Origin of the sequence: Pseudoxanthomonas mexicana (assembly GCF_014397415.1) — a bacterium.
Classification (GTDB): Bacteria; Pseudomonadota; Gammaproteobacteria; order Xanthomonadales; family Xanthomonadaceae; genus Pseudoxanthomonas_A; species Pseudoxanthomonas_A mexicana.
This window is the reverse complement of sequence record NZ_CP060731.1, coordinates 3,186,989-3,199,379: the sequence shown is the minus strand read 5'-3', so window position 1 is coordinate 3,199,379 and position 12,391 is coordinate 3,186,989. Positions and strand designations below refer to the sequence as shown.

Annotated in this window: 11 protein-coding genes; 5 read left to right on the top strand and 6 right to left on the bottom strand. The window is 68.4% G+C overall.

The features are described 5' to 3' along the window. The first annotated feature begins 117 nt into the window (after nucleotides 1–117). Together IAE60_RS14935 and IAE60_RS14930 are read left to right on the top strand one after the other, a co-directional pair. Nucleotides 118–561: an Hsp20/alpha crystallin family protein gene (locus IAE60_RS14935; RefSeq protein ID WP_185896423.1), complete on the top strand. Its 444-nt coding sequence runs from the start codon at nucleotides 118–120 to the stop codon at nucleotides 559–561. 134 nt (nucleotides 562–695) lie between these two features. Further along, entirely contained in the window at nucleotides 696–1,583 is an 888-nt protein-coding gene (locus IAE60_RS14930) for a DnaJ C-terminal domain-containing protein (RefSeq protein WP_187572855.1), read from the top strand. A gap of 241 nt (nucleotides 1,584–1,824) precedes the next feature. Here the strand turns inward: IAE60_RS14930 and IAE60_RS14925 are convergent, their stop codons facing one another. Further along, on the bottom strand, nucleotides 1,825–4,011 hold the full coding sequence (locus tag IAE60_RS14925) for a M3 family metallopeptidase (RefSeq protein WP_187572854.1): 2,187 nt from the start codon (nucleotides 4,009–4,011) through the stop codon (nucleotides 1,825–1,827). 141 nt (nucleotides 4,012–4,152) lie between these two features. Between IAE60_RS14925 and IAE60_RS14920 the strand changes: the two genes are divergently transcribed. The 3 genes from IAE60_RS14920 to IAE60_RS14910 all read left to right on the top strand — a co-directional run bounded on the left by IAE60_RS14920 (nucleotide 4,153) and on the right by IAE60_RS14910 (nucleotide 7,177). Next, entirely contained in the window at nucleotides 4,153–6,186 is a 2,034-nt protein-coding gene (locus tag IAE60_RS14920; protein ID WP_244966586.1) for an amidohydrolase family protein, read from the top strand. A 104-nt stretch (nucleotides 6,187–6,290) separates the two neighbouring features. Then, a complete protein-coding gene (locus tag IAE60_RS14915; protein ID WP_187572852.1) occupies nucleotides 6,291–6,773 on the top strand; it encodes a glutathione peroxidase in 483 nt (160 codons plus the stop codon). Continuing rightward, nucleotides 6,770–7,177 carry a hypothetical protein gene (locus IAE60_RS14910; RefSeq protein WP_187572851.1) on the top strand — a complete coding sequence of 136 codons (408 nt, stop codon included), beginning with the start codon at nucleotides 6,770–6,772 and terminating at the stop codon, nucleotides 7,175–7,177. Before IAE60_RS14915 ends, IAE60_RS14910 begins: the two co-directional genes overlap by 4 nt. On the opposite strand, the gene IAE60_RS14905 is transcribed toward IAE60_RS14910, so the two are convergent. From IAE60_RS14905 to IAE60_RS14885, 5 genes are all read right to left on the bottom strand, one after another. Further along, nucleotides 7,162–7,944, bottom strand: coding sequence for an alpha/beta hydrolase (locus tag IAE60_RS14905; RefSeq protein ID WP_185896417.1), 783 nt, complete (start codon nucleotides 7,942–7,944; stop codon nucleotides 7,162–7,164). The two genes, IAE60_RS14910 and IAE60_RS14905, sit on opposite strands and share 16 nt — an antisense overlap. Continuing rightward, nucleotides 7,941–8,477: a TlpA disulfide reductase family protein gene (locus tag IAE60_RS14900; RefSeq protein ID WP_187572850.1), complete on the bottom strand. Its 537-nt coding sequence runs from the start codon at nucleotides 8,475–8,477 to the stop codon at nucleotides 7,941–7,943. Before IAE60_RS14900 ends, IAE60_RS14905 begins: the two co-directional genes overlap by 4 nt. Nucleotides 8,478–8,566: 89 nt before the next feature. Next, the gene (locus IAE60_RS14895) at nucleotides 8,567–9,346 is read right to left on the bottom strand and encodes a ferredoxin--NADP reductase (RefSeq protein ID WP_187572849.1); all 780 of its coding nucleotides are present in this window, start codon (nucleotides 9,344–9,346) and stop codon (nucleotides 8,567–8,569) included. Nucleotides 9,347–9,415: 69 nt separating this feature from the next. Then, nucleotides 9,416–10,528 (bottom strand): NAD(P)/FAD-dependent oxidoreductase, encoded by a 1,113-nt coding sequence (locus tag IAE60_RS14890; RefSeq protein WP_187572848.1) that lies wholly within the window; start codon nucleotides 10,526–10,528, stop codon nucleotides 9,416–9,418. Nucleotides 10,529–10,666: 138 nt separating this feature from the next. Further along, the gene (locus IAE60_RS14885) at nucleotides 10,667–12,313 is read right to left on the bottom strand and encodes a pseudouridine synthase (protein ID WP_187572847.1); all 1,647 of its coding nucleotides are present in this window, start codon (nucleotides 12,311–12,313) and stop codon (nucleotides 10,667–10,669) included. Nucleotides 12,314–12,391 lie beyond the last annotated feature (78 nt).

Below are 12,391 nucleotides of genomic sequence, written 5' to 3'. Positions count from 1 at the left end.
CAGTGTAGCGCGTCCCCGTGGCCGGCCCGTGACGATCTTGAAAGACGTGCGGGCGAGCCTATGTTCCGCTCATCGGCGACGGTACGCCCGGCGCCATTTCCAAGAGGAGATACCGACATGAGCATCGTGCAGTACAACCCGTGGGGCAACGCCCGTGGCCTGCAGGACGAGATCAAGCAGGTCTTCGACCGTTTCCTGGGCGAGGCCGACGCCGACCAGTCCAACGTGGTGACCAGCCAATGGGCGCCGCGCGTGGACATCCGCGAGGACAACGACCGTTTCGTGATCCTGGCCGACATTCCGGGCGTGGACCCGAAGGACATCGAGATCCACATGGACAAGGGCATCCTGACCCTGCGCGGCGAACGTGCGGCGGAGAAGAAGGACGAGGGCACCCGCTTCTCCCGCGTCGAGCGCGTCTATGGCACCTTCTACCGCCGCTTCTCGCTGCCCGACAGCGCCAATCCCGACGGCATCACCGCCACCGGCAGGCATGGCGTGCTGCAGATCGACATCCCCAAGAAGCCCGAGACGACGCCGCGCCGCATCCAGGTGCAGTGACTGCCGCGGCCCGTCGCCGACACGGCGGGCTGGCGGGCGGAGCGATAGAATCGGCCCGTGGCGCCCGCGTCGCGGGCCTTATTCTTTCCGGACGCCCTGCCTGCAGGGTGTCCGCGTGATCGTGCGGAGATCCCATGCAGTTCAAAGACTATTACGCGGTGCTGGGCGTGGAGCCCTCCGCGGGCGATGCCGAGATCAAGACGGCCTACCGCCGCCTGGCCCGCAAGTACCACCCGGATGTCAGCAAGGAGCCCGGCGCCGAAGAGCAGTTCAAGGCGGTCAACGAGGCCTACGAGGCCCTGCGCGACCCGCAGAAGCGTGCGGCCTACGACCAGCTGCGGGCGCGCGGCTACCGGCCGGGTGAGGAGTTCCGTCCGCCGCCCGATTTCGGGCGTGGTGGTCCCGGCGCGCAGGAGTTCGATTTCGAAGAGATCTTCGGCGGTGCGGGTGGCGGCAGCGGCGGATTCAGCGACTTCTTCGAGGGCCTGTTCGGCCGGCGCGGCCGGGCGGAGGCACCTTCGCAACGGGGACCGCAGGGACCGCGCGACTCGCGCGCCAAGCTGGCGGTATCGTTGCAGGCGGTGCACGACGGCGGCAGCGTGCGGGTGAACGTCAATGGGCGCCAGCTCGACGTGCGGGTGCCGACAGGCGTCAAGCCCGGGCAGGTGATCCGTCTGGCCGGGCAGGGCAGCCAGGGCGGCAACCTGCTGCTGGAGGTGGAGTACGCGCCGCATCCGCAGTTCGAAGTGGATGGGCGCAACATCATCCACGTGCTGTCGCTGACGCCCTGGCAGGCGGCCCTGGGTGCCACGCTCAGCGTGCCCACCCTGGGCGGTGCGGTGGACCTGAAGATCCCGCCGGACTCGGATACCGGCCGCAAGCTCCGCCTGCGCGGACGCGGCCTGCCCGGCACGCCGCCCGGCGACCAGATCGTCGAGCTGGAAGTCACCGCGCCGCGCGCGGACACCGACGAGCAGCGCAAGGCCTACGCCGCGCTGGGCAAGGCGTTCGGAAACGCGTGAGGCGACACGTGGCCCCGTTCCCGCGGCTTCTCGGAGGGTGGCGAAAATTTCGCCATGGGCCTTGACAGGCCCGCCGTTCAAGGCGGCCACGCGGTTATCCACAGATTCGTGCACGCGTCATCCACATCCGCTGTGGAAAACCCGCTTCCCCGCGACGGCGCTGGCGCCATCCGATCCCTGAAAGCACCACGCCACCCGAAGGTGGCGTGGTGGACAACCGGCAATGGCGTCTTCGTGGAACTCAGCGCGCCTGTCGGGGTGCGGTTGCCGCTTCCGGCGCGGTCAGGCCACGCTTCTCCAGCAGCGGCTCGATCTTCGGATCGTGGCCGGCGAAGTCGCGGAACAGCTTCATCGCATCCTGGCTGCCGCCCTGCGACAGCAGGGTCTTGCGGAAGTGGTCGCCATTCTCGCGCTTCAGGCCGCCGTTGTTCTTGAACCATTCCACGCTGTTGGCGTCCAGCACTTCCGACCAGATGTAGGCGTAGTAGCCGGCCGAATAGCCGCCCATGATGTGGCTGAAGTAGGGCGTCTTGTAGCGCGGCGGCACCGGCTTGTAGTTGATGCCGTCCGCGGCCAGCGCATCGGCTTCGAACTTCATCACGCCCGCCGCATCCGCTACCTGGTCGGCGGTGATCTGGTGCCAGCGCTGGTCCAGCATCGCGGCGCCCAGGTACTCGGTGGTGGCGAAGCCCTGGTTGAACTTGGACGCGGCGATCACCTTGTCCAGCAGTGCCTGCGGCATGGCTTCGCCGGTCTTGTAGTGCTTGGCGTAGTTGGCCAGGACCGACGGCCAGTCGGCCCACATCTCGTTGACCTGCGACGGATACTCGACGAAGTCGCGCGGCACGCTGGTGCCGCTGAAGTACGGGTACTTCACGTCGGAGAACATGCCATGCAGCGCGTGGCCGAACTCGTGGAACGTGGTGGTCACTTCGTCCCACGTCATCAGCGTGGGTTCGCCGGCCGGCGGCTTGGGCACGTTCAGGTGGTTGGCGACCACCGGCTTGTCGCCGGTCAGGCCGGACTGCGACACGTAGGAGTTCATCCACGCACCGCCGCGCTTGGAGTCGCGCGCATAGGGGTCGAAGATGAAGATCGCCAGCTGCGAACCGTCGGCGTTGAACACGTCGTAGGTCCACGTGTCGGCGTGGTACTTCGGCAGGTCGGTGCGTTCCTTGAACGTCAGGCCGTACAGCTGGTTGGCGGCGAAGAACACGCCGTTCTCCAGCACGTTCTTCATCTCAAAGTACGGCTTGAGCTGCGATTCGTCGAAGTCGTACTTCGCGGCGCGGACCTTTTCGGTATAGAACGCCCAGTCCCACGGCTCAAGGGCGAAGGTCGGCTCGCCCTTGGCCTTCTGTTCCTGGTCGATCATCGCCTGCAGGTCGGCGGCTTCGCGCTTGGCGTTGGCCACTGCGGCCGGCGCCAGCTTGCCCAGCATCGCGTTGACGGCTTCCGGCGTGCGCGCGGTCTGGTCTTCCAGGCCGTACGCGGCGTGGTTGGGATAGCCCAGCAGCTTCGCGCGATCGGCACGCAGCTTCATGATGCGCGAGACCAGCGCGGTGGTGTCGAACTCGCCGCCGCGGCTGCCGCGCGCGACCGAGGCCTCGTGCAGACGCTGGCGCAGGGCGCGGTTGGTCAGCTGCGACTCCGGCGGCTGACCGGTGGTGTTGAGCAGGGTCAGCACGTACTTGCCTTCCAGGCCGCGCTTCTTCGCGACTTCGGCGGCGGTGGCGATCTGCGCTTCGGTCAGACCGTCGAGCTGCTTCACGTCGTCGACGACGACCGCCGAGGCGTTCACTTCCTTCAGCACGTTGTCGCTGAAGGTGGTGCCCAGCGAGGCCAGTTCGGCGTTCATCTTCTTCAGCGTCGCCTTGTCGGCGTCGTTGAGGTTGGCACCGGAGCGGACGAAGCTGGTGTGGTAGCGCTCGATCAGGCGCACGCCCTCCGCGTCCAGGCCCAGGTCGTTGCGCTGGTCGTACAGCGCCTTGATGCGGGCGAACAACTTGGGGTTCAGGCTGATGGCATCGCCGTGGGCGGCGAACTTCGCCGAGTAGTCCGCGCGCAGCTTGTTGCGCGCATCGTTGGTGTCCGTGCCGACCAGGTTGAAGAACACGGTGGTGGCGCGGTCCAGCACCTGGCCGCTCTTTTCCATCGCGATGATGGTGTTCTCGAACGTGGGCGCGGCCGGGTTGTTGGCGATGGCGTCCATCTCCTTCAGCTGCTCGGCCATGCCGGCGTCGAAGGCGGGGGCGAAGTCGCTGTCCTTGATCTTGTCGAACTGCGGGTAATGCAGCGGCAGCGGGCTTTCGGCGAAGAAGGGGTTGGCGGCCTGGGCGGTCTGGGTGGCCGGCGTGGCGGCCTGGCTGTAGGCGGGCATGGCAAGTCCGAGGGTCGCGGCGAGCGCGATGGCGAGACGGGTGGTCATGAAGCACGACATCCTGACGGGTAGATTCCCAAGGGTAACCCAGGGGGGAGGGCCGGACCCATGACGAAAGGCATGGGCGGCGGGGAGGGCAGGGCCTCAATCTGCGGCAGAATGCGCCGAGCGCCCCTTCCGGAGAATCCTGTGAAGCCCGTCCTTGCCCTGTGCTGCGCGTTGTTGCTGGTGCCCTCGGCATTGGCCGCCGAAACCCTGAAGTACGTGGCCCTGGTGGATGGCGGCAAGAAGGCCGGCGAACAGACGGTCACCACCGGGGACGACGGCGTCACCCGGGTGGACTTCATCTTCAAGGACAACGGACGCGGTCCGGAACTGAAGGAGGAGTACCAGCTGGCCGCGGACGGGACTTTCCAGCGCTACCAGGTGAAGGGGGTTTCCACCTTCGGCGCGCCGGTGGACGAGACCTTCACCCGCGACGGCGACACGGGACGCTGGAAGAGCACATCGGACGCGGGTACGCACACGTTCACGGACACCGCGTTGTACACCCCGCTGGGCGGCACGCCCGCGACCACGTCCGTGGCCCTGGCGGCCCTGGCCAGGCGTCCCGATGGCAAGCTGCCGCTGGTGCCGAGCGGCACGCTGACCCAGCGCAGGCTGGCATCGATGGACATCAGCAGCGGTTCGCAATCGCGCACCGTCGACCTGCTGGCGCTGACCGGCATCGGCTTCACGCCCTCGTTCGTGTGGGTGACGCGCGAAGCGCAGCCACGCATGTTCGCGTACATCTATCCGGGCTTCCTGCAACTGATCGAGGACGGCTGGCAGGGCACGGCCAATACCTTGGAAGCGCGCCAGAAGATCGCCGAGCGCGAGGCGCTGGTGGCGCTGCAGCAGCGCCTGGCGCATCCCTTGCCCGGCACCACGCTGATCCGCAATGCGCGGGTGTTCGACAGCGAGAAGGCCTTACTCGGCGGGCCCTCCGATGTGGTCGTGCGCGACGGCAGGATCGTATCGGTGTCGCCCGCGGGACAGGCGGAGGTCGACGCGCAACAGGTGGTGGACGCCGGCAACCGCGTGCTGCTGCCGGGCCTGTACGACATGCACGTGCATGCCAGCAGTTGGGAGGGCGGCCTGCACTTGGCGGCCGGCGTCACCAGCGCCCGCGACATGGGCAACGACAATGCCACCCTGCAGCAGCTGATGGCCGAGGAGAAGGCGGGCACGCTGATGCATCCGCGGGTGATCCCGGCCGGCTACATCGAGGGCCAGAGCCCGCACTCCTCGCAGGGCGGCTTCGTGGTGAAGGACCTGGCCGGCGCGAAGCAGGCCATCGACTGGTATGTCGACCACGGGTACCCACAGATCAAGATCTACAATTCGTTCCCGAAGGAGATCCTGCGCGACACGACGGCCTACGCCCACCAGCGCGGCATCCGCGTCAGCGGTCACGTGCCCGCCTTCATGCGGGCGCAGGACGTGGTGGAGCAGGGCTACGACGAAATCCAGCACATCAACCAGGTGATGCTGAACTTCTTCGTCACCCCGGAGACCGATACGCGCACGCTGGCGCGCTTCTACCTGGTGGCCGACAGGACGGACGGGCTGGACTTCGACAGCAAGCCGGTGCAGGACTTCATCGCCGAGCTGGCGAAGAAGCAGGTCGTCATCGACCCCACGCTGGCGACGTTCGAGTTCCTGCACCAGCGCGAAGGACAGCTGTCGCCGATCGTCGCCGACGTGGCCGACCACCTCCCGCCGGACGTGCAGCGCAGCCGTCGCGCCGCCGAACTGGATATCCCCGACGATGCCACCGGCGCACGCTACAAGCGCAGCTTCGACAAGCTGGTCGACTTCACCGGCCGCATGTACCGCGCCGGCGTGCCGCTGGTCGCCGGCACCGACGAACTGCCGGGCTTCACCTTGCAGCGGGAGCTGGAACTGTACGTGCAGGCCGGCCTGACGCCGGCGCAGGTGCTGCAGGTGGCCACCTGGAACGGCGCCAAGTACAGCCGGACGCTGGACGAGGCCGGTTCCATCAGCCCCGGCAAGCGCGCGGACCTGGTGTTGGTGGATGGCGACCCCACCGTCGACATCGCCGACGTGCGCAAGCTGGCCCTGGTGATCAAGGGCGGGCAGGCGTACTACCCGGCTGAGATCCACGAGGCGCTGGGCATCGCGCCCTTCGCTGCGCCGGTGAAGGTGCAACCGGCGCGCTGATCCCGCATGCCTGCACGGGTGGCCAGGGGCATCCTGCGGGGCGTGCGGCCACTTGCCCGCATCGCGCGGCGGGTGTCTGATAGCGCCTTTCCAGGAGCGCGCGCATGACCACTGCCTACGACTTTTCCGCCCAGGACATCGACGGCCGCGAGCGGTCGCTTTCGGAGTACCAGGGCAAGGCGCTGCTGATCGTCAATGTGGCGTCCAGGTGCGGCTTCACGCCCCAGTACACCGGCCTGGAAGCGTTGTGGCGTGAATTCGGTTCGCAGGGTCTGGTGGTGCTGGGTTTCCCCTGCGACCAGTTCGGCCACCAGGAGCCGGGCGACGAAGCGGAGATCCGCAATTTCTGTTCGCTGAACTACGACGTGAGCTTTCCCCTGTTCGCCAAGATCGACGTCAACGGCGATGGGGCGCATCCGCTGTGGAAATGGCTGAAGCAGGAGAAGAGCGGATTGCTCGGCATCAGCGCCATCAAATGGAACTTCAGCAAGTTCCTGGTGGGGCGCGATGGCCGGGTGATCAAACGGTACGCCCCCACCGACACGCCGGAATCCATCGCCGGCGACATCCGCGCTGCGCTTGGGTGAGCGACATGGGCGGCGCGGCCGACGGCCCGGTGTTCCACATCGAGTTCGCGGGCACGGACTACGGCCTGCGCGCGTGGGCGACCGGCGTGAACGGGTCGCTGGAAACCACGCTGGCGTGCTGGCGCACGATCGCCGAAGAGGTGCGTCGCCAGTCGCCGCGTGGCCTGCTGGTCGTCGACGACATGGAAGGCGAACCGCCGCCGCCGGATCAACTGCTCGAATTCGTGCAGGCCATGCAGGGGCAGGGCATGGAAGCGGTGCGCATCGCGTACGTGGAGCGGCATGCCGAGCAGATCCCGCAGATCGAGTTCGCCGGGTTGCTGGCCAACGAGCATGGATTCGAAGCGCGCATCTTCGCCGATGAGACGGCCGCGGCGCTGTGGCTACGCTACGGGGAACGCTGAGGTTCCAGGCGCGCCGGCCCGGCGGCCGTCAGCAGCCGCTGTGTCAGCGGCGACCACACCTTCCACGCATGGCCGCCGTCGACCACCGCCACGTGGTCGGGCGGCAGCAACCCGGCCAGCGGCGGCATGGCGCCGGCCAGGCGGTCCTGCGCGCCATAGCCCAGCCATACCGTGCGCGTGCGGCCCGGGTCGCGCTGCCATGTCTGCAGATGGCGCCAGAGTTCGCGCTGGTAGTTGCCTGCATCCACAGCGGCAGGAACGGGGCCCGCTTCCCATGCGCCCAGGCCGTCGCGTCGGATCTCGTCGATGAGCGGGCGCTTGCCCAGGTACGGCGCCAGCAGGACCAGGCCATCGGCTTCGCCCGGGTAGGCGCGGTCGTACATCAGGCTGCCCATGCCGCCCATCGACGCCCCCAGCAGCCACACTTCGCGATATCCGCGCTGGCGGGCAGGCGCCACCACTTCCGCATGCAGGCGTTGCGGGGCACGTCCTTCCATGTAATAGGCGAAGCCCAAGCCTGTCAGCAACACATCCGCGTCCGGCCATGCGGACTGCACCGCCGGGACGATGCCGCTGGTGCGCAGGGCCGCGATGTCGTCGCCGCGTCCGGGCAGTACCACGACCAGTCGGGTGGCCGGCGTACCGGCCGGGATCAGCGCTTGCGGTATCGGCGCGCGCGCATTTCCCCCACCCGGCAGGCAGGCGCCCAGCAGCGCCGTCGTGGCGAGCAGAACCAGCGACAGCAGGATCCTGCGCGCGATGCTCATGGGGCGTCGACCTGCCGCTGCAGCGCTTCTTCCGGCAGCAGTTCCAGCAGTTCCTGCATGAAGGACTGCAGGACGTTTTCCGAGTATCCGCGGTGCGTCTGCGTGATCAGGCCATCCTGGCCGATGATGAACATGTTGGGCAGCGCGGTGACGCCGTAGCGATCGCTGACGATGCCGCGCTCGTCGTGCACGTAGGTCAGGTCCAGATCCTTGTTGGCGCGGATCACGGCGTTGAAGTCCCGGCGCGGTTCCTTGAAGTTGACCGCGATGACTTCCAGATGCTCGCGTCCCACGACCTCCTGGACCTTGCCCAGCATGGGCAGTTCGCGGCGGCAGGGGCCGCACCACGACGCCCAGAACGTGACCACCACCACCTTGCCCTGCAGGGCCGCCAGGTCGATGACGTTGCCCCCGCGGTCCTTCAGGCCGATGGTCGGCGGAGCTTCCCCGATTCCGGGCTGCTGTGGCTGCTCGGCAGCCTGGACACAGATACTCGCGGCCAACAGGGCCGCCAGCCATAGGCAACGCATCATGCGCGGATCCTCCCCAGGATGTAGCCGCGAGCGTAGCACCTGTGCGCCGGGTTTCGTTGGCCGTGCGCAAAGCCGGCGCTTCGCGCGATCTACTTCTCGACGAAGGCGCGTTCGAACACGTACTGGCCCGGTGTGCCGATCCTCGGCGCGGCGGTGAACCCGCAGCTGTCCAGCAGCGCGCGGAAGTCGGCCAGCATCTGGGGGCTGCCGCAGATCATGGCCCGGTCGCGTCCGGCGTCCAGCGGCTCGATGCCCAGCGTCTGCATCATGGCGCCGCTGGCCATCAGATCCGTGAGGCGACCGTGGTTGGGGAAAGCCTCGCGGCTCACGGCCGGGTAGTACAGCAGCTTCTCGCGGATGGTCTCGCCGAGGAACTCGTGCTGCGGCAGTTCCTTCTCGAAATAGTCGCGGTAGGCCAGATCCTCGGCGTGGCGCACGCCATGGGTCAGGATGACCTTGTCGAAACGTTCGTAGGTTTCCGGGTCCTTGATCACCGACAACCACGGCGCCAGGCCGGTGCCGGTGCCCAGCAGGTACAGGTTGCGGCCGGGGTGCAGGTCGCTGATCAACAGCGTGCCGGTGGGCTTGCGCCCGATCAGCAGGGTATCGCCGGGCTGGATGTGTTGCAGGCGCGAGGTCAGCGGGCCGTGGGGCACCTTGATGCTGAAGAACTCGAGTTGTTCTTCCCAGTTGGCGCTGGCGATCGAATAGGCGCGCATCAGCGGCTTGCCGTCGACCTCCAGGCCGATCATCACGAACTGGCCGTTCTCGAAGCGGAAACCGTCGTCGCGGGTGGTGGTGAAGCTGAAGTAGGCGTCCGTCCAGTGACGGACGTCGAGCACCGTCTCGGTGCCGAACGCAGAGGACATGGGGGAAGTCTGGGCTGTCGGTTCAACGCGATATTGTAGCCGACCGTTCCGGGGCGGCCTTGATCGTACTCAATCCGCGCCCGCCGGATCCGGCGTCATGCTCCCGCGTCGATGGAAGCAGAGCTGCTCGACGGCACGACGCAGGGGGCGCGCGGTCAGCAACAGGTCCATCGGGGCGTCGAACTGCCCGTGGTCGAACGCCCATCGCAGCAGGCGCTTGAAAGCGAAGCCGGGAACAGGCGGCGCAACGGGAGCGCCCGACGACGCTGTGCCGGACAGGCGGCCGGCCAGCATGCGTCCGATGGTCGCGCCGTGGCGCAGGCCCGAATGGATGCCGCCGGCGGTCAGCGGCGACACCATGCCGGCCGCATCGCCGACCAGCACCACGTCGTCCCCTCGCATCGGCCCGACCGGACCACCACAGGGGATCAGGCCGGCGCGGATGCTGTCCGGTGACCGCGTGACCGACAGTCCCATCATCGGCGCGACGTGGCGCAGGAAGCCGGCCATGTCCGGTGCCTGTGTGTTCCCTGGCCGATACCGCCGCGCCAGGCCGGCCTGCACGCCCGTCGGTGTCTGTGCCATCCAGCCAAGATAGCCCGGGGCAAAACGCTTGCTGATGAAGCAGTGCAGCGCGTCCGGTTCGCGCAGGGCCACGCCATCGAACTCGTATTCCACCCCGTGGAGGAACTGCTTCACCCGTCCCAGGCCAAGCCGTTGGGCGACCCGCGACCGCGCGCCATCCGCGCCCACCAGCACGCGTGCGCGACCCACGCCTTCCACCTGCCATCCGGTAGGCGTGCGCACGGCATTGCGGAACGGGCATCCCCGGCGCAGCTCGACGCCGCAGGTCTCGGCGTGTTCGCCGAGCCAGCGCATGAGTGCCGGCGTGTCGGTGGTGTGGAAGCGGTATCCGTCCGCACCCAGTCGCACGCTGCGCAGGTTCGGCGCGTACAGGCGGACGTGCGGCACGGCACGCAGCAGCGCTGGCGGCATGCCGGCCAGCAAGGGCGCATCGCAGGCCTCCTGCACCAGGATGCCGGTGGTGTGCACGCGTTCGCCCAGACCCTGTTTGCGGTCGATCACGCAGACCGCCAGGCCGTGCCGGGCCAGCTGGTGGGCGCAGGCCAGGCCGGCGAATCCGGCACCCACGACGATCGCGTCATAGTGTTTGTCCTGCATGTCCGGGCACGGGCTCCATCGCGGAAGGCGATGCAGGGTGCGGGCCATGCGGGGAGCGGCGATGAAGTCGCCATGAAGTCGCGGCGACCGATCCGCGGAAACGGAGAAGGCGCCGATGGGCGCCTTCTCCGTGTTGCCTCAGCCGTGTCCGCCGCTGCGGGGACCACGCTGCCCCCCGCCGCCAGGACGGCCGCCGGGGCCGCGTCCTCCGGCAGGTCGCCCGCCCGGTCGCGGGCCGGCATGTTGCGGGCGATTGCCGCCGCCACCCGGACGGCCTTGCGGACGCGGACCGCGCGGCTGCTGGCCGTAGGGATTGAAACCGGGGTTGGCGTGATCGGACGGAAAGCTGGGGGCGCTGGCCGGGTGGCCATAAGGACGCGCCGCGCGCTGCGGCTTGCCCGCGGTGCCCTGCGCGCCACGCGGTCCACGTTCGGCGCCGAAGCCCGCGCGGTCGCTGCCGAAGCGGTCGCCGCCGAAGCCGCCCTGTCCACCGCCCGGACCCCGCTTGCCCGCACCGCCGCCCGGCTTGCCGCCGGCACCCGGACGCCCCCCCGGCTTGCCGCCGTAGGGCTTCTTCGGGCCGCCGGGGCCGGCGTTGCGATGGCCGGCCGGGCCGGTGTCCACGCCCTCCGGCACGTACCAGCTGCGGAACGCCGCCGGATTGCCTTCCGGCAACGGCTTCGGACCCTTGGGCGTGCGCTGCTTGAACGGACGCTGCGACTGCTTCGCCGCCTGTTCGCCGCTGACGGTCAGGCCGCCATGCGGCTTCTTGCCGCGACCACCGCGGCCGCGGTCTTCGCGCACATGGTCGAAGCGTCGCAGCTCGCGGCCTTCGTCGGCGCTGTTATGGCCATTGACGTAGGCGCTGCCGCTGCGGCTTCCGCCCACGTGCACGGTGCTCTTGGAGGCCTTGCGCTGGCCGATCACCGGTTGCAGCGTCAGCGCGGCGGGCGTGCCGTCCTCCAGGCCCAGGTCCTTGCGCAGCGCTTCGACCTGCGCATCGGGCAGTTCCTGCGACTGGCCGCGCAGCAGCGGCTGCGGCAGGCTGACCTTGCCGTAGCGCACGCGCTTCAGGCGACTGACCTGGCAGCCCTGCGATTCCCACAGCCGGCGCACTTCGCGGTTGCGGCCTTCCTTGACCACCACGCGGAACCAGTCGTGCGAGTCGGTGCCGCCGATGCGTTCGATCTCGTCGAACTTCGCCGGGCCGTCGTCCAGCGCCACGCCACGGCGCAGGCGGTCGACGACGTTGTCCGGCACGCTTTCCTGGCCTTCCGGGGCGCGCACGCGCACCACGTACTCGCGCTCGACCTCGTACGACGGATGCATCATCGCGTTGGCGAGTTCGCCGTCGGTGGTCAGCAGCAGCAGGCCGGTGGTGTTGATGTCCAGGCGGCCGATCGCGATCCAGCGCGCACCCTTGAGGGCGGGCAAGGCTTCGAAGATCGTCGGCCGGCCTTCGGGGTCTTCGCGGGTGGTGACTTCGCCTTCGGGCTTGTTGTAGATCAGCACGCGCGCCGGTTCGGTCAGCGCGCTGGCCACGAACGTCTTGCCGTCCAGCTCGATCTTGTCGCCGGCCTTGACCGACATGCCCGTCTGCGCGGTTTCACCATTGACCTTGACCAGGCCATCGGCGATGCGCTGCTCCAGCGCGCGGCGCGAGCCCAGGCCGGCCTGCGCCAGCACCTTGTGCAGGCGCTCTTCCAGACGCGGGGCTTCGGTCGGGGCGCTTTCGCGCTTCAGGGACAGCTTGCCCAGCGAGGGCTTCTTGGGGGTGTTGCTCATTGTTTCTGCTCCGACGGTGCCCGGTCTTCCTGGTCGGAAGCAGCGGCGTCGTCATCTTGGGGTTGAGGTTCGTCGGTG